The following is a 16,029-nucleotide window of genomic DNA, read 5'->3' as shown; positions in this document are numbered from 1 at the left end:
CGCGGCCCGCGGGTTCAGTCCCGGTCACGCACGCGCACCAGCCCGGCCGGCGTGGCGACGTAGACCGACGCGTCGGCGCCGATGGTGACCGCGGCGTAGTGGTTGTTCATCAGCGGCCCCAGGCCGGTGCGCACCGCCCACACCCGCTTGCCGGTGCGGGCGTCGATGGCGGTGAGGTACCAGGCGTCGACGCCCCACCAGCTGGACCGCTTGGTGTAGGCGTAGACCAGCCCGGTGGCCAGCGACACCTTGGCGACCGAGGTCGGTGCGACCTCCGTCGAGGTCCACGCCACCGTGCACTCCCCTGCCGCGCGGTCGACGTCGACCCGGGCGAACCCACCGGTGGTGGCCCGGCCCAGAAGTGTGCTCCACGGTCCGGCGTAGCCGTGGTTGTTCTCGACCACGACGCCGCCGTCGCCCACCGGCACCAGCGAGTTCTCCGTCGCGCTCGCGTCGTCGTCGAACACCGCGGCCCGGCAGACCAGCGCGCCGTCGCCCGCGTCGTGGAAGGCCACGTGCATCCGCGGCTCGGCGTTGTCGGTGATCGCCACCAGCCCGCCCGGCAGCAGCGTCGGGGTGGTGCCGCTGCCCTGGGTCAGCTGCCCGGGCTTGCGCTCCTCGCCGCGGTCGTAGGCCGTGCGCCAGTCGACGCGCGGCCGGCCGTCGCGGCCCGCCACCAGCCGGTAGAGCGCGTGGGTGGTCACGACGTAGACGCCGTGCCGGTCGACCGCCAGCGAGTTCGCGATGTCCTCGCCGAGCTCCAGGACGTAGCCGCCGGCCTCGTCGCCGCCCGGTTCGAAGGCCCCCACCCGGCCGTCGCGGGTGACGAACCACACCCGGCCGGCCCAGTCCGGCATCAGCGCGATCACGCAGTCGTCCTCGGGGACCAGCGCGGAGAGGTCGTAGGCCTCCTCGGTGGTGAGGTCCGCGTCGCCGTCGGCGTCGGACGTCGCGACGACGAGCACCCGTCGGTCCGTGGTGGCCAGCACCGCTCGGTCGCGGTCGTCGAGGTAGAAGTAGGAGCCGCCGCAAAGGTCCTCCCACACGCGGGTGCCGGTGTCGCGCCGGTCGGGCAGGTCCTTGGTGGCCAGCGGCCGCAGCGTCTCGGGGTCGATCACCCGCAGCAGCGGGCCGGAACGGGTGCCGCACAGCGCCACCAGCCGGTCGTGGGAGTCGAACGCGAGGGTGGCGCACTCCTCCAGGCCGTACCAGGCGGTGTCCACCTCCGGAGACTCCCCCAGCGGACCGGCCCACGCGTAGGCGTCGCTGGCCGCTCCGTCGTGGTGCATCGAGCTCTTCCCGTTCGGGGCCATCGCCGGGTGCTGGGGGAAGCCGAGGTCGATCGGCTGCGCCCGCGCCGGGCGCCCGACGTACGACGGGGTGACCAGGGCGCCGCTGCCCGGCGGCACCGGCAGCCAGCCGTCCGGGACGACGACCACGACGCCGACCAGCACGACCACCGCCGCCGCCCATCCCGCCACCACCCGCCAGGTCGGCCGCAGCCAGGCCCGCACCCGCGGCCCGACCCGGGGCACGACCAGCAGCAACACCGCCAGGAGCAGGACCACCGGCCCGAGCAGCAGCCAGAGCATCGCCGAGGTCGCCAGCGCGGCGGTGCGCTGGAACCTCATGAGCGCATCGTAGGTAGTCGTGTGCCCCAGAACGCGCCCCGACGCGTCGTGGGGCACACGACTGGCTCACACCGCCCTACACTCCCGCAGGTGACGGTGCTCCGGGAGCTGCGCGACGCCCTGCTGGCAGGCGGGCTCGTCGTCGGGGACGCCGCCCGGCTGTTGTGGCGGCACTGGCCGGCGCTCGTCACGATCTTCCTGCTCGGCCTGGCGGTGCGGAACTCGGCGATGTGGGCCGCGGTGCTGCTCGGCCGCGACCACCCGGTGCTGGCGTCGCTGCTGGTGCCGCTGGCGCCGCTGGCCATCGTCATCGCGCTGGTGCTGATGCTGCGGCAGGCGGCGCGCTCGGCCCGCTGGGGCACCCTCGAGGAGGGCACCACCGGAGCCGAGAAGGTGGGGGTGCTGGCCTCGGCGCTGGTGCCGTTCCTGACCGTCTACTCGCTGCAGGGCGATCTCGACGAGGACCGGCACCAGTTCATCAACGAGAGCTACGCCGACTCGTTCAGCAACACCGACTTCTTCGCCGGCGCGCCGCTCGCCGCCCGCACCATCGCCACCGAGACCACCTGGCAGCTGTGGCTGATCGGGATCGCGCTGGTGCTGCGGGTCGTGATCGCCCAGTTCCGGCTGGCCGAGCGCCACCCCGCCGGCGCCGTGCTCGCCGCCCTGGTCGAGGTCACCTGGCTGACCTGGCTGGCCAGCATCCTCACCTCGCGCTGGCTGGACCTGCGCGACTGGGCCGCCGGCCGGGTGGTCGTCGCCGAGACCCAGGACGCGTGGCATCAGGTCACGGCCACATTCGGGCCGCTCACCGACCCCGTGCGCGAACTGGGCGCCCTCGTCGCCACCATCGTCGACGACGTCGGCGCCCTCGTGGTCGTGCCGGTCGCCTGGCTCGCGGTCGGGTCCGTCGTCCTCGCCGGCGGACTGAGCGAGAGCCGGCGCGCCCGGCTGGAGCAGCACGCGGTGGTCGGGGGCGTGGTCACCGTCGCCGTCGACCGCACCCGGCGCCACCTCGGTGAGCGCGCGGTCGACCTGCTCGGGCGCCGCTTCGAGGACCTCGTGGCGGGCCTGCGCACGATCGCCCACGCCGGGCTGCTCCCGGTGCTGGTCTTCTGTCTGGTGCTGATGCTGGGCCAGGCAGCCGAGTGGGGTGCGGCAGAGGTGCTGCGCGCGCTGCTCGGGCCCCGGGAGAGCGAGACGATGCTGTTCTTCTCGCCCTACCTCGACCTGGTCACCCGCACCGTCTACACGGTCGTCGTGGTGGCCCTGATCGCGGCCGCGGTCGACCGGCTCCTGGCCCGCCCGCTGGCGGAGGAGGCCGCCTCGGCTCAGCGTGCCCCGGGCTACTCGTCGTCCGGGTCGACCTCGACCTCGACGTAGTCCGGCGGCTCCCACCACACCCGGATCCGGTCCGGGGTGGCGTCGTCGGCGGCCAGCACGTAGACGGGGACGACGTACTCCCGGGGCCGCGGGGGCGACGGCTCCTCACCCGGGACCTCCTCGAGCAGCCCCGCGTAGCCCGGCCCCGGCGAATCCGTGGGTTCACAGACGGTCATCGGCAGCATCTGCTCGCCGTAGGACGTGCGCACCGCCCACGCCTCGCGGCCCTCGGTGTCGATCATCGAAACCCGGCAGGATCCGAGCGGCACGTCGGGCTCGACCTCGAAACCCAGCCGGACCTCCCACAGCACCGTGCCGGGGATCGGCCGCACCGGCTCGGTGCCGTCGTAGGTCGGCACCCGTTCGGCGGGCGCCACGGCGAGCACGGTCAACGTCAGGTCGCGGCGATGCGTCTCGCCGTCCTGGTCCTCCCACTCGTCGGACACCTCGACCGGGCTGCCCTGGCTGCCGGCCGTCGCCTCGTGCAGCTGGTCGGGCCACCAGAAGACGTGCAGCCGGCTGGCCGAGGAGGCCAGCGCGAGCACCAGGGCGAGCGGCAGGAGCAGCAGCCACCGTCTCACGACGCCTCCCCGTCGCCGACCCATGGCGCCACGGCCTCCAGCGGCTCGGCGGTGCCGAACTCCTCCGCGTCGGGACCGGTGAGCCCGAGGTCGACCTCGGCGACCGCGTCGTAGCGCTGGTCCAGGGGGCTCACCGCCAACCGAACCCTCAGGCCCGGCACCGCGTCCGGCGGCACCTCGAGGTACGCCGCGCAGTGGGCGGCGACCCCCGGGGAGGACTCCGTGCACAGATTCTCGTTGCGGCCGACCGTCGTCCACCTGCGGCCGTCGGCGGCGACGAGCTCGACGGAGCCGAGCTGGGTGGTCTCCGCGACCGGCGTCGCGGTGTAGCGCACCTCGATCCACACCCCCGGGCTGATCAGCTCGCTGCCGAACTCCAGCCGGGTCCGGGCCCCGGCCACGGCGTCGACACTCACCTCGACCGCGCGGAGGTCGACGGTCTCGCCGACCTCGGCGGAGCGCACGTGCGGGCGGGCGCCGCGGTCGTCCTCGGGGGCTCCCCGCTCGGGGAGGAGGTCCTGCAGCCAGGTGCCGGCCGCGAGCAGCCCGAAGGCGGCCAGACCGACCCCCCAGAGGTGGCCGGTGCCGCGAAGCCGATCGAGCGGACGGCTCATCCGGTCGCCCCCTCCGCCTCGTCTGCTCCGGGCTCGGGCAGCGGCGTCACGTCGAGCCTCACCCGCGCGGCCGGGACCGGGTCGTGCCAGCCCCACGCGCGGTCCAGCGAGCTGCGCCGCCACCCGTGCTCGTGGATCGTCACCGTGAGCTCGGAGGGCAGGTCGGCGAGGTCGAGCACGTGCACCAGCTGCACGTCGTACTCCAGGCCGGGCCCCATGCCGACCAGCGTCGAGCCGTCCCCGGCGACCAGGAACGGCGGCGGCACCTTGCTGGCGTCCCCGCCGTAGACGTCGCGGGCGCCGGGCAGCTCGACGCTCCACAGGTCACCCATGGCGCCCACGCCGACCGGCTCGTCGCCGGTGAGCTCGAGGCGGCCCGCGAGCACCAGGAACGCGGTGCCCTTCTCCGCACGGCTGTCACCGAACCTGCGCTCCACCCGCGCCTCGTCGAGGCGGATCCGGAACGGGTCGGCCTCGACCGTCTCACCCGCCGCCACCTCCCGGATGCCGTCGGGAGTGGCCTGCGACCACCCGCCCAGGAGGCCGCTGATGCCGAACAGCACGATCAGCAGCAGGCCAGAGCTGGCCACGACGGGGTGCCTGCGATGCATGCTCCATCGCCCCGAGGACGGCTCCGAGGTCGGCACCTGCCGCAGTGTAGGGGGCGCATCGGGCTCATGGGTGCCCGGCGGACCGGGCACAATGCGGCCATGGCCTCTCCCCGCGCTGGACAGCCCGCCGAGCCCCGCGACCTGGTCGACGTCGCTCACCTGGTCACCGCCTACTACACGGGGGTGCCCGACCCCGACGACGTCGCGCAGCAGGTGGCCTTCGGCACCAGCGGCCACCGGGGGTCGAGCCTGGCCACGGCCTTCAACGAGACCCATATCCTGGCGACCACCCAGGCGATCTGCGACTACCGGCGCGAGCAGGGCTACGACGGACCGCTGTTCCTGGGCCGCGACACCCACGCGCTGTCGGAGCCGGCGTGGTCGACCGCGCTGGAGGTGCTGGCCGCCAACGACGTCACCGTGCTGGTCGACGACCGCGACGGCTACACGCCGACCCCGGCCGTCTCACACGCGATCCTGCGCGCCAACGGCGGTCGCACCACCGGCTCCGGGCTGGCCGACGGCATCGTGGTCACCCCCTCGCACAACCCGCCGGCCGACGGCGGGTTCAAGTACAACCCCCCGCACGGCGGCCCCGCCGACTCCGACGCGACCTCGGCGATCGCTGCCCGCGCCAACGCGCTGATCCACGGCGGGCTGCGCGAGGTGAAGCGGGTGCCGTTCCCGCGCGCCCGCGCCGCTGCGACGGCGTACGACTTCCTGGGCGGCTACGTCGACGACCTGCCGAACGTGCTCGACCTCGACGCGGTCCGGGCCGCCGGGGTGCGGATCGGCGCCGACCCGCTCGGCGGCGCGGCGGTGCACTACTGGGGCGAGATCGCCGAGCGGCACCGGCTCGACCTCACGGTCGTCAACCCGCTGGTCGACCCGACCTGGCGGTTCATGACGCTCGACTGGGACGAGAAGATCCGGATGGACTGCTCCTCGCCGCACGCGATGGCGTCGCTGATCTCCCGCCGCAGCGAGTTCGACCTCGCCACCGGCAACGACGCCGACGCCGACCGGCACGGCATCGTCACCCCCGACGGCGGGCTGATGAACCCCAACCACTTCCTCGCGGTCGCGATCGGCTACCTGTTCGGCGGTGCCCGGCCGGGCTGGCCCGAGTCCGCACGGATCGGCAAGACGCTGGTGTCGTCGTCGATGATCGACCGGGTCGCGGCGGCGCTGGGCAAGCCGCTGGTCGAGGTGCCGGTCGGGTTCAAGTGGTTCGTGCCGGGGCTGATCGACGGCTCGTTCGGGTTCGGCGGCGAGGAGTCCGCCGGAGCCTCGTTCCTGCGCCGCGACGGCTCGGTGTGGACCACCGACAAGGACGGCATCATCCTGGCGCTGCTCGCCTCCGAGATCCTGGCCACCACCGGCGAGACGCCCTCGCAGCGCTACGCCGCGCTGGTCGCCGAGCACGGCGACCCGGCGTACGCCCGCATCGACGCGCCGGCCACGCGCGAGCAGAAGGCGGCCCTCGGGGCGCTCTCGGCCGACGCGGTGACCGCCACCGAGCTGGCCGGCGAGCCGATCACCGCGAAGCTCACCGAGGCGCCCGGCAACGGCGCCCGGATCGGCGGGCTGAAGGTCACCACCGAGAGCGCCTGGTTCGCCGCCCGACCGTCGGGCACCGAGGACGTCTACAAGATCTACGCCGAGTCGTTCCGCGGTCCCGAGCACCTGGCGCAGGTGCAGGACGCCGCCCGCGAGGTCGTGTCGGCGGCGCTCGGGGGGTGAGGGCCCGCCGACCCGTCACTCATTCCCGCGTTTCCGCGGCGTGTCGGGGAAGGATCGACGGGTCGTCGGGTCGGTGCAGCGAGGGCTCGGCCGCCAGCGAGCCGAGGAGGGCCAGCTTCTGCGCGCTCTCGCTGCCGGGCTCGGCGTGGTGGACGACGAGCGTGATCCGGTCGGTGCCCTGGACGGTGAGCTTGGAGAGCGAGAGCGTCAGCGGCCCGAGCTGTGGGTGGTGCAGCAGCACCTCCTTGCCGTGCACCTCCTTCACGTCGTGCCGGGCCCAGGCCTGCCGGAAATCCTCGCTCGCCAGCGAGAGCTCGCCGACCAGCTGCACCACGCGGGGGTCGTCGACGTCCCCGCCGACCCGGTTGCGGAAGCCGGCCACCAGTCGCGGCAGGAGCATGTCGCACTCGGGCAGCAGGGCGCGCTCGGCGGAGTCGAGGAAGAGCGAGCGCAGCCGATTCTCACCCGGCCGGGCGCCCGGGATCAGCGCCCGGGCGAGCGCGTTGGAGGCGAGGACGTCGAGGAACCGGCCCTCGACGTAGGCCGGGAGCCCGATCACCTCGAGCAGCTGGGCGGTCTCGGGGGGTACCCGCTCGGGCCGCGGCCGCCGAGCAGTACGCCGGCGGCGGGGCGCCGCGAGGCCCAGCAGGTAGTCGGTGGCGGGCGGGTCGAGCTGCAACACCCGTGCGAGCGCCTCGACCACCTGCACCGAAGGGTTGCGGTCGCGGCCCTGCTCGAGGCGCAGGTAGTAGTCGGCGCTGATGCCGGCCAGCATGGCGACCTCTTCGCGGCGCAGCCCGGGAACCCGGCGCGACCGTCCTGGTGGCAGGCCGACGCTCTCGGGCGTGACCAGCTCGCGACGCGCCCGCAGGTAGTCGCCAAGCCTGTTCTCGGGCCGGCCGTCCTCGCTCACCCGGGCCACGCTAGTCGCGTCGCCGCGCGTCTGCCTGGCCCTGCGACTACCAGGATGACGGGGACCTTCTCCGGGGCCCGCGCCCGCCTCACGGTGGAGACATGACCAACACCGCGAGCACCACCGTGACCAGCCCACCGACCGACACCGCCGCCACGGGGATTCCCGGCGGCACGTTCACCCTGCCCGGCGGACCCACCGTCACCCGGATGGGCTACGGCGCGATGCAGCTCGCGGGACCGGGCGTCTTCGGCCCGCCCGCCGACCGGGACGCCGCCGTCGCCGTCCTGCGGGAGGCCGTCGCGCTCGGCATCACCCACCTCGACACCGCGGACATCTACGGCCCGCACGTCACGAACGAGATCATCCGCGAGGCCCTGCACCCGTATGCCGCCGAGCTCACGATCGCCACGAAGGTGGGCGCGCGGCGCGACGAGCAGGGCGGTTGGCCGCCTGCGCGAGCCCCGCAACAGCTGCGCGAGGACGTGCACCAGAACCTGGACCGGCTCGGCGTCGACGTCCTCGACGTCGTGAACCTGCGGGTCGGCGGCCTCCTGGACCCCGAGCCTGGGTCGATCGCGGAGCCGTTCGCCGCGCTCGCCGAACTGCAGCGCGAGGGGCTGATCCGCCACCTCGGTGTCAGCAACGTGACCGCCGCACAGGTCGCCGAGGCCCGGTCGATCGCCCCGGTCGTCTGCGTGCAGAACCACTACAACCTGGCGCACCGCGACGACGACGAGCTCGTCGACGCCCTGGCCGAGGAGGGGATCGCGTTCGTGCCGTTCTTCCCGCTGGGCGGGTTCAGCCCGTTGCAGTCCGCGGCCCTGGACACCGTGGCCGCCCGGCTCGGTGCGACCCCGATGGCGGTCGCGCTGGCCTGGCTGCTGCAGCGCTCCCCGAACATCCTGCTGATCCCCGGCACCTCGTCGCTCGCCCACCTGCGCGAGAACGTCGCCGCCGCCGACCTCGGGCTCTCCGCCGACGACCTCGCCGAGCTGGACGCGATCGGCCGCGTCTCCGGTTGACCGTCCGGGACGTCATACGACTTGGCTGCCCGAGCGACCGGATCGTATGACGTCCCGCGCGAGGTGACCGGTCGCGCCGTGATCAGCCTCGGGTGAGGAGCAGCGGGCGGGTCGTGGCAGGCGGCGAACCGGTCACAGGTGGTCGGGCACGATCAGCGCATCCGGGTCCTGCCGCGGCGGCACGTGCGAGAGCGCCAGCTGCACCAACGCCACTCGGGCCTTGACCAGCACCGCCCGCTTGACCCGCCCCACGTCGCCGCCCATCCGCTCCTCGACCGCGGCGGTCACCTGCTCGTCGGTGAACGTCGGGCGGGTGCCGACCTCGACCTCGACGTCGGGCAGGGCCACCAGCACCGGCAGCAGCTGGTCGCCGAGCCCGTCGAGCAGCTGGAAGCGCTTGTAGCGGTCGAGCCTCTCCCAGGCCTGGTCGACGTCCAGCTTCCCCTTGCGCACGTCCTTGTCCTGCGCGGCCAGCACCGTCTTGGCGGCCCCGGTGAGCGCGGCGGTCAGCTCGTGCTCGGTGAATCGCATGCGTCCAAGCATGCCGCGTGCCGCCGCTGCGCGAACATGGGGCTCATGCCCGTCCCTCCCGCGTCCTCCCCCACTCGGCCGTCCGGCGAGATCCTGACCCTCGGCGGCGGTGGGTTCTCGATGGAGGAGTCCCCGCTGCTCGACGACTTCCTGCTCTCGCTGGCGAGCCGGCGCCGCGGGGCGGACGGTCTGCCTCGGGTCTGCTTCGTGCCGACCGCGAGCGGCGACTCGACCGACTACCAGGCGCGGTTCACTGCCGCGTTCGTCGGGCGCGCGGAGACCAGCACCCTGCAGCTGTTCCGGCTGAACGAGCTGCCCGGCGGTCTCGACCTCCGCTCGTTCGTGCTGTCGCAGGACATCGTCTACGTGGGCGGCGGCAGCACCGCCAACCTGCTGGCGCTGTGGCGCCTGCACGGACTCGACGAGGTGCTCCGCGAGGCGGTCGCGGCCGGCGTCGTACTGGCCGGCATCAGCGCCGGCATGAACTGCTGGTACGACGGCTCGTCGACCGACTCGTTCGGCCCGCTCGCCGCGCTGCCCGACGGCCTCGGCTTCCTGCCCGGCAGCGCGTGTCCGCACTACGACGGCGAGGCCGAGCGCCGGCCGGCGTACCACCGGATGATCGGCACCGGCGAGCTGCCGGCCGGCTACGCGGCCGACGACGGCTGCGCGCTGCTGTGGCGCGACGGTGCACTGGTCGAGGCGGTGTCGTCGCGGCCGGAGGCTCGCGCGTTCCGGGTCGAGCCGGGCGCCGCCGGTCAGGTCACCGAGACGCCGCTGCCGGTGCGGTTCCTCGGCACAAGCGCCGACTCGGCATCAGACACACGACCCGGACCCGGATCGGCAACTTGACCGCGGCGGCGCGCGTCACACCGGCATGAGACCAGCCGCGCTGCTCGTCGCCCTCACTCTGCTGGCCGGTGGCTGCTCCGCGACCGACCCGGACGAAGGCTCGGACGAGAGCGCGGCCACGAGCGAGCCCACGGCGTCGGAGCCGGTTGCGGAGCCCACGGCGACCCCCACCACCGAGCCAGCCCGGCCCACTCCGGCCGACGTGATCGCCGACCCGAGGACGGTCCTGGTCGGCGTCGAGGTGGCTCGTGACGGCGACGGCTACCGGGTCACCTCCCTGTGGCGACCGCAGGGGCAGGACCGCCCGGTGGTGCTGGTGAACGGCGACCAGGGCGGCCCGGACCGGGAACGGTTCGTCACCCCGCGCGAGGCCTGGGCGCTGCTCGGCCACCCCCTCGACCGCGGCTGGCGCCGGCAGTGCGCCGCGTCCCCCGGAGCCGACCTGTGCCTGCGCAGCTCGGCGCGGCCGGCGCGGGTCGTCGTCACCGACGACGACGGCCGCACCTTCGAGCGCGCCGACCTCACCTTGCCGCGCGGCCTGCTGTCCCAGCCGGTGACCTCGCTGGCGCGCGACACCCTCGCGATCGTGAGCGGCGGCGACGGCGCCACCCTGTTCCCCTTCCAGCAGGTCAGCCGGTCCACCGACGGCGGCGCGACCTGGACCACCAGTCCGCTCCCGCTGTTCGACGGCGAACGCGCCTACACCGCCGGCCAGGTGGTCCTGCCGGACGGCAGGCTGCTCGCGCTGCTCACGCACTTCAGCGACGACCGGGCCGGTTCTCCCAGCGGCCGGCCCCACGGGCTCTACGTCAGCGAGGGCGCGGACTGGTCGCGGTTCCGCCCGCTCGGGCAACAGCCGGGCCCCGCCCCGGCCGCCGGCGAGTGGTCCCCGCTCGACGCCCTCGGGGCGGCTGTCCACCCACGACCGGTCGTCTGGATGCAGCTGGGATCCGACCGGCTGCTCGTCACCGACGGGGGTCTCGGCTTCGAGGAGCTGCCGCTCAGGTGAGCGGCACCGTCGCCTGCAGCACCGCCTCGGTGAGCGCGGCGGTGCGCAGCGACGCCACCTCGGCGAACTCGGGGTCGGCCAGCATCTGCGCGAACACCCCCCGCGAGGGGTAGCGCACCAGCATCACGGCGTCCCACGCCTGGCCGTCCTCGGCCACCAGCGCCGTGGACCCCTTGCCGTAATAGACGAGCTCGGCGCCGTAGCGCGGCAGGATCCGCTCACCGACCGTGCGGGAGTACGCCGCGTAGTCGCCGCGATGCTCCGGGTCGAAGCGCAGCAGGTTGAGCATCACCACCGGACCGCCCGGGTCCTCCTCGAGCAGCTGCTTGACCGCCGCGCCGGTCGGGTCGACCGCCATCCGCACACCTCCCGTGTCCGCGTGCGGAGACCTTAGACGGTATGACGTGACCGGACGCCGGTCAGCGGCCTCTGGTGTGTCGTTCACTGCCACCAGGTGACCGCGAACGACACACCAGAGGTGCCAGACGAGAAGATCAGGCGGCGGAGCCCTCAGCCTGCCGGCGCACGAGCTGGTCGAGCCGGGCCTGCGCGGCGCGGCGTACCTTCCGGCCACCGGTGGTCATCTTGTAGAGCGTGGCCAGCTGCTGCGGGGCGTTCTTGGCGTTGGTGGTGGCCAGCCAGCCGTTGGGCAGCGAGAGCCAGACGACCTTGTGCCAGGCGCTGCCGACCTGGTTGAGCAGCGGCGCCTCGTGGTAGTTGAGGTCGTACTTGTCGAACAGCGCCTTCACCCGCGGCGCGATCTCGGCGTAGCGGTTGCTCGGCAGGTCCGGGAACAGGTGGTGCTCGATCTGGTGGCTGAGGTTGCCGGTCATGATGTGCATCGCCTTGGAGCCGGAGATGTTCGCCGAGCCGAGCATCTGGCGCAGGTACCACTCGCCGCGGGTCTCCTGCTCGGGGATCGCGTCGCGCTCGAAGGTCTCGACGCCCTCGGGGAAGTGGCCGCACATGATCACCGAGTGCGACCACACGTTGCGCACCAGGTTCGCCACGAAGTTGGCGGTCAGCGTGGGCAGGAACGAGCCGGTCGGGATCGCCAGCGCGGGGTTGACGACGTAGTCCTTGGTGGCCTGCTTGCGGATCTTGCGCAGCGTCTTCTTCAGGTTGACCGCGAACTCCGGGGGCCGCTTCTCCTTGGGCTTGGAGAGGTTCTTGCCGAGCTCGAGGTCGTAGGCGGCGATGCCGTACTCGAAGAAGCAGGCGTTGATGAAGTTCCAGAGCGGCTGGCCGAGGTACATCGGGTGCCAGCGCTGGTCCTCGTCGACGCGCATGATGCCGTAGCCGAGGTCGTTGTCCTTGCCGACGATGTTCGTGTAGGTGTGGTGGATCTCGTTGTGGCTGTGCTTCCAGCCCTCGGCGGTGGAGGCGTTGTCCCACTCCCAGGTGGTGGAGTGGATCTTCGGGTCGCGCATCCAGTCCCACTGGCCGTGCATGACGTTGTGGCCGATCTCCATGTTCTCGAGGATCTTCGCCACGCTCAGCCCGATGGTGCCCAGCACCCAGGCCGGCGGCAGCGACGAGAACAGCAGCACCCCGCGGCTGGCCAGCTCGAGGCGGCGCTGCACGTCGACGAGCCGCCGGATGTACGCCGCGTCGCGCTCACCGCGGTCGTCGATGACGTCCTGCCGGATCGTGTCGAGCTCGATGCCGATCTGCTCGATGTCCTCCGGGGTGAGGTGGGCGATAGGGCTCTCGGGCTTCTTGGTGATCGTGGTCATCGGGTTCCCTTTCGTCTCACGGTGGGTTCGAGACGGTCGCTGCGCGACCTCCTCGACCGCGGTCGGGCGTCGGTCAGTGGTCGATGGAGCAGGGCCCCGCGGCCGTACTCACACAGGTCTGGATCGGGACGCCGCCGGGGCCGGTCTCGCCGGGCACCGCGACGGTCAGCTCGCCGTTGCGGAGGTCGCGCACGGCGCCCTCCTTCAGCGGCAGCACGCAGCCGAAGCAGATGCCCATCCGGCAGCCGCTCGGCATCAGGACGCCGGCGTTCTCGGCGGCGTCGAGGATCGGGGTGGAGCCGTCGGCCTCCAGGGTGGTGCCGGTCTGCTCGAAGGTGACCGTGCCGCCCTCGCCGGCCACCACCGTCGCCGGCCGGAACCGCTCCACGTTGAGGGTCAGCTCCCGGGCCGCGTAGTGCTCCTCGAGCGCGTCGAGCAGGCCCACCGGGCCGCAGGCGTACGCCGTGCGCTCGGCGAGGTCGGGCACGATCCGGTCGAGGTCGGACACGTCGAGCAGGCCGTCGGTGTCGGTGTGCAGCTCGACCAGCCGGAGCAGCCCGCGGGCGGCGTAGCCGCGCAGCTCGGGGCCGAAGATGACGCTGTCGCGGGTGAGCGCGGAGTGCAGCAGCACGATGCGCTCGGGCCCGGACATCGCGGGCACGGCGCGCGAGAACAGGTTGCGCAGCATGCCGATCACCGGGGTGATGCCGGAGCCGGCGGTGACCAGCAGCAGCTTCTCGGGCAGCGGGTCGGGCAGCACGAACTCGCCCTGGGCCTGGTCGAGCTGGAGCATCTGACCGGGCCGCGCGCGGTGCACGAGGTAGCAGGAGACGACGCCGTCGGGGATCGCCTTGACCGTGATGCTGATGCAGCCGTCGGGGCGCGGCCCGTGGGTGAGCGAGTAGGTGCGCCACATCCGGACGCCGTCGACGTCGACACCCACGCGGACGTACTGGCCGGGCCGGTGGCCGGCCCAGTCCTTGCCGGGCTTGATCACCAGCGTGGCGGCCTCGGCGGTCTCGGGGCGCACCTCGACGATCCGGCCGCGCAGGCCGGGCGTGCCGCCGCGCAGCGGGTGGAAGACGTCGAGCACGTCGTCGAGCTCCAGCGGGGTCACCGCGGCCTCGGCGATCCTGCGCAGGCCCTCCCGCAGGGAGCGGCCGGGCCGCGCACGGCCGGGTCGGTCGGGGAGGACGATGCTCATGGGTTCCAGTCTGCTGGCAGACAAGCGTAAACTCCTGTGCCGACCGCGTGAACCTCACCACCGATCTTGTTCGGCGCAAACAAAAACTGTCAGGCAAGGAGGGTCGTTGACCGGTCAACAGCCGCGCCCCGGCAACCGGCCCGCCATGGCCTCCGACCTGCGGGTGCCGCCCGCGGCGATCGCCGAGATGCGCTCCCAGCTGCCGCGGGTCGCCGACGAGGCGGTCACCGCGATCATCGCCGAGGTCCCCAGCTATGAGAACGCGCTGAGCGGGTCGATGGGCGACACGATCCGCAACGCGGTCCAGCTGGCGCTGGGCGGCTTCCTCTCCCTGGCCAGTGGCCACCGCGGCGCCGATCCGCGCACCCCCAACGCTCCCGCGGTCGAGGGCGCCTACCAGCTGGGGCGCGGGGAGGCGCGGTCCGGACGCAGCATCGACGCGCTGCTCGCGGCGTACCGCATCGGCGCCCGCGTCTCCTGGCGGGAGATGTCGGGGGTGGCCGTCGCGAACGGGGTCTCCGACCAGACCCTGGCCGACTTCGCCGAACTGGTCTTCGCCTACATCGACGAGCTGTCGGCGGCCAGCGTCGCCGGCCACGCCGACGAGCAGACCACGACCGGCCGGGTCCGGCAGCGACTGCTCGAGCGGCTCGCCCAGCAGCTGGCCACGGGAGCCCCGGCCGAGTCCGCGCTGGCCGCGGCCGATCGTGCCGGGTGGGAGCCGCCGGAGACCTTGACCGCGGTCCTGGTGCCGCAGTCGCAGGTGCGGCCGGTGCTCGGCGCGCTGCCCGGCGCGACGCTGGCCCTGGGCGACCTGCCCGAGCTCGACGACCTGAGCCTGCTGCTGGTGCCCGACGTGCACGGGCACCGGCGCGCGGCGCTGCTGGCGGCGTTGCGCGAGCGCGGCTGCCTCGCCGGTCCGCCCCGCCCCTGGCTGGAGGTGCGGGAGTCGGTCGAGCGTGCCAGGCGGGCCCGCGAGCTGGGCCTCGAGCTCGACACCGAGGCCCACCTGGCCCGGCTGGTGCTCACCGCCGACCCCGGGGCGCTCGCCGACCTGCGCGCCCGGGCGCTGGCCCCGATGGCGGGGCTGCGTCCGGCGTCCGCGGAGAAGCTGGCCGAGACGCTCCGGTCATGGCTGCTCCACCAGGGCCGCCGCGACGAGGTCGCCGCGGCCTTGTTCGTGCACCCGCAGACCGTGCGCTACCGGATGGGCCAGCTGCGCGAGCTCTACGGCGACCGTCTCGACGACCCCGACACCGTCCTGGAGCTGACGCTGGCCCTGGCCCTGCCGGGCACCGTCCAGGAGCCCTCAGAGAAATAGTTCGACTTTCTAGCAATCTTCCCCAGATCTCGCTCCGAACTGGCATCCGAGAGAGCGCGACCGACCCGGTCGCCCGATGACCTGAGGGAGAGCCCGAAATGCCGAAGCACAGCTCCGTACGCCGCCCCGCCCGCCTGCTCACCGGCCTCGCCGCCGGTGCCACCGCCGCCGCGCTCGCCGCCACCGCCGCGCCCGCGGTCGCAGCCCCCGAGGCCGAGGCGGCGAAGAAGCCGGGCAACCGGAGCCTGGTCAAGGTCCTGGCCGCCGACGGCGCCAAGCTGGACAAGAACTGGAAGGACTTCGACCTCGTGGAGCGGGCCGTCGTGACCGTGCTGGAGGCGAAGCCGGACAGCGCGGTGGGGGTGCTCGCCAAGGGCGGCACGAAGCTCACCGCGTTCATTCCCACCGACGCGGCCTTCCGCGCCCTCGCCCACGACCTCACCGGTGAGCGCCCCGCCACCGAGCGGGCGACCTGGCGCACGCTCGCCGGCCTGGTCGACGCCGACACGCTGGAGACCGTGCTGCTCTACCACGTCGTCCCCGGCGCGAAGATCAACTCCAAGGCGGCGGCGAAGGCCGACGGCGCCGAGCTCGAGACCGCCCAGGGCGGCACGATCACGGTCAACGTCACCAAGAAGGGCGCGATCCGTCTCGTCGACGCCGACACCGACGACCGCAACCCGCGCGTGCTGCCGCGAGCCCTCGACATCAACAAGGGCAACAAGCAGCTCGCCCACGGCATCTCCCAGGTGCTGCGCCCCGTCAACCTGTGACGGAACGACCGGTGACGGACCACCGGTGATGCGCAACCTGTGACGCGCAGTCCGTGGACCGCCCCGCCCCTCGACCGTCCCCCGAGCCGAGGGGCGGGGCAC

At 73.4% G+C, this 16,029-nt stretch carries 16 protein-coding genes; 7 read left to right on the top strand and 9 right to left on the bottom strand.

Annotated features, from left to right (window positions below):
* Nucleotides 1–14: 14 nt before the first annotated feature.
* Nucleotides 15–1,631 carry a hypothetical protein gene (locus tag D6B71_RS09460; protein ID WP_121254333.1) on the bottom strand — a complete coding sequence of 539 codons (1,617 nt, stop codon included), beginning with the start codon at nt 1,629–1,631 and terminating at the stop codon, nt 15–17.
* A gap of 90 nt (nt 1,632–1,721) precedes the next feature.
* Here D6B71_RS09460 and D6B71_RS09455 point away from each other — a divergent pair, with 90 nt between their 5' ends.
* A complete protein-coding gene (locus tag D6B71_RS09455; RefSeq protein WP_121254331.1) occupies nt 1,722–3,014 on the top strand; it encodes a hypothetical protein in 1,293 nt (430 codons plus the stop codon).
* On the opposite strand, the gene D6B71_RS09450 is transcribed toward D6B71_RS09455, so the two are convergent.
* From D6B71_RS09450 to D6B71_RS09440, 3 genes are read right to left on the bottom strand one after another with little or no spacing between them, the layout of a single operon-like run.
* Nucleotides 2,978–3,595: a hypothetical protein gene (locus D6B71_RS09450; RefSeq protein ID WP_121254329.1), complete on the bottom strand. Its 618-nt coding sequence runs from the start codon at nt 3,593–3,595 to the stop codon at nt 2,978–2,980. The two genes, D6B71_RS09455 and D6B71_RS09450, sit on opposite strands and share 37 nt — an antisense overlap.
* Entirely contained in the window at nt 3,592–4,209 is a 618-nt protein-coding gene (locus D6B71_RS09445) for a hypothetical protein (protein ID WP_121254327.1), read from the bottom strand. Before D6B71_RS09445 ends, D6B71_RS09450 begins: the two co-directional genes overlap by 4 nt.
* Entirely contained in the window at nt 4,206–4,799 is a 594-nt protein-coding gene (locus tag D6B71_RS09440; protein WP_121254326.1) for a hypothetical protein, read from the bottom strand. The genes D6B71_RS09445 and D6B71_RS09440 overlap by 4 nt, the downstream gene beginning before the upstream one ends.
* Nucleotides 4,800–4,919: 120 nt before the next feature.
* Here D6B71_RS09440 and pgm point away from each other — a divergent pair, with 120 nt between their 5' ends.
* Nucleotides 4,920–6,563: a phosphoglucomutase (alpha-D-glucose-1,6-bisphosphate-dependent) gene (gene pgm / locus D6B71_RS09435; RefSeq protein ID WP_121254324.1), complete on the top strand. Its 1,644-nt coding sequence runs from the start codon at nt 4,920–4,922 to the stop codon at nt 6,561–6,563.
* A gap of 19 nt (nt 6,564–6,582) precedes the next feature.
* Here the strand turns inward: pgm and D6B71_RS09430 are convergent, their stop codons facing one another.
* Nucleotides 6,583–7,476, bottom strand: coding sequence for a helix-turn-helix domain-containing protein (locus D6B71_RS09430; RefSeq protein ID WP_206051644.1), 894 nt, complete (start codon nt 7,474–7,476; stop codon nt 6,583–6,585).
* Nucleotides 7,477–7,577: 101 nt separating this feature from the next.
* Between D6B71_RS09430 and D6B71_RS09425 the strand changes: the two genes are divergently transcribed.
* Nucleotides 7,578–8,501 carry an aldo/keto reductase family oxidoreductase gene (locus D6B71_RS09425; RefSeq protein WP_121254320.1) on the top strand — a complete coding sequence of 308 codons (924 nt, stop codon included), beginning with the start codon at nt 7,578–7,580 and terminating at the stop codon, nt 8,499–8,501.
* Between the two features lie 132 nt (nt 8,502–8,633).
* Here the strand turns inward: D6B71_RS09425 and D6B71_RS09420 are convergent, their stop codons facing one another.
* Nucleotides 8,634–9,032, bottom strand: a complete 399-nt coding sequence (locus tag D6B71_RS09420; RefSeq protein ID WP_121254318.1) for a hypothetical protein — start codon at nt 9,030–9,032, stop codon at nt 8,634–8,636.
* A gap of 45 nt (nt 9,033–9,077) precedes the next feature.
* Here D6B71_RS09420 and D6B71_RS09415 point away from each other — a divergent pair, with 45 nt between their 5' ends.
* On the top strand, nt 9,078–9,884 hold the full coding sequence (locus D6B71_RS09415; RefSeq protein WP_121254470.1) for a Type 1 glutamine amidotransferase-like domain-containing protein: 807 nt from the start codon (nt 9,078–9,080) through the stop codon (nt 9,882–9,884).
* Between the two features lie 25 nt (nt 9,885–9,909).
* Nucleotides 9,910–10,893 carry a sialidase family protein gene (locus tag D6B71_RS09410; RefSeq protein ID WP_121254316.1) on the top strand — a complete coding sequence of 328 codons (984 nt, stop codon included), beginning with the start codon at nt 9,910–9,912 and terminating at the stop codon, nt 10,891–10,893.
* Here D6B71_RS09410 and D6B71_RS09405 read toward each other — a convergent pair.
* The 3 genes from D6B71_RS09405 to D6B71_RS09395 all read right to left on the bottom strand — a co-directional run bounded on the left by D6B71_RS09405 (nt 10,886) and on the right by D6B71_RS09395 (nt 13,833).
* Nucleotides 10,886–11,251: a DUF1330 domain-containing protein gene (locus D6B71_RS09405; protein WP_121254314.1), complete on the bottom strand. Its 366-nt coding sequence runs from the start codon at nt 11,249–11,251 to the stop codon at nt 10,886–10,888. The genes D6B71_RS09410 and D6B71_RS09405 overlap by 8 nt on opposite strands.
* Nucleotides 11,252–11,387: 136 nt before the next feature.
* The gene (locus D6B71_RS09400) at nt 11,388–12,629 is read right to left on the bottom strand and encodes a fatty acid desaturase family protein (protein ID WP_121254312.1); all 1,242 of its coding nucleotides are present in this window, start codon (nt 12,627–12,629) and stop codon (nt 11,388–11,390) included.
* 73 nt (nt 12,630–12,702) lie between these two features.
* Entirely contained in the window at nt 12,703–13,833 is a 1,131-nt protein-coding gene (locus tag D6B71_RS09395; RefSeq protein ID WP_121254310.1) for a ferredoxin reductase, read from the bottom strand.
* Nucleotides 13,834–13,939: 106 nt separating this feature from the next.
* On the opposite strand from D6B71_RS09395, the gene D6B71_RS09390 reads away from it, so the two are divergent.
* Nucleotides 13,940–15,154 carry a PucR family transcriptional regulator gene (locus D6B71_RS09390; RefSeq protein ID WP_240641257.1) on the top strand — a complete coding sequence of 405 codons (1,215 nt, stop codon included), beginning with the start codon at nt 13,940–13,942 and terminating at the stop codon, nt 15,152–15,154.
* A 98-nt stretch (nt 15,155–15,252) separates the two neighbouring features.
* Nucleotides 15,253–15,927 carry a fasciclin domain-containing protein gene (locus D6B71_RS09385; RefSeq protein WP_121254308.1) on the top strand — a complete coding sequence of 225 codons (675 nt, stop codon included), beginning with the start codon at nt 15,253–15,255 and terminating at the stop codon, nt 15,925–15,927.
* The last annotated feature ends 102 nt before the right edge of the window (nt 15,928–16,029 follow it).

This window comes from Nocardioides ferulae, assembly GCF_003660455.1.
Classification (GTDB): domain Bacteria; phylum Actinomycetota; class Actinomycetes; order Propionibacteriales; family Nocardioidaceae; genus Nocardioides; species Nocardioides ferulae.
Note: the sequence above shows the minus strand (reverse complement) of the source record. Positions and strands in the feature narration are given on the sequence as shown.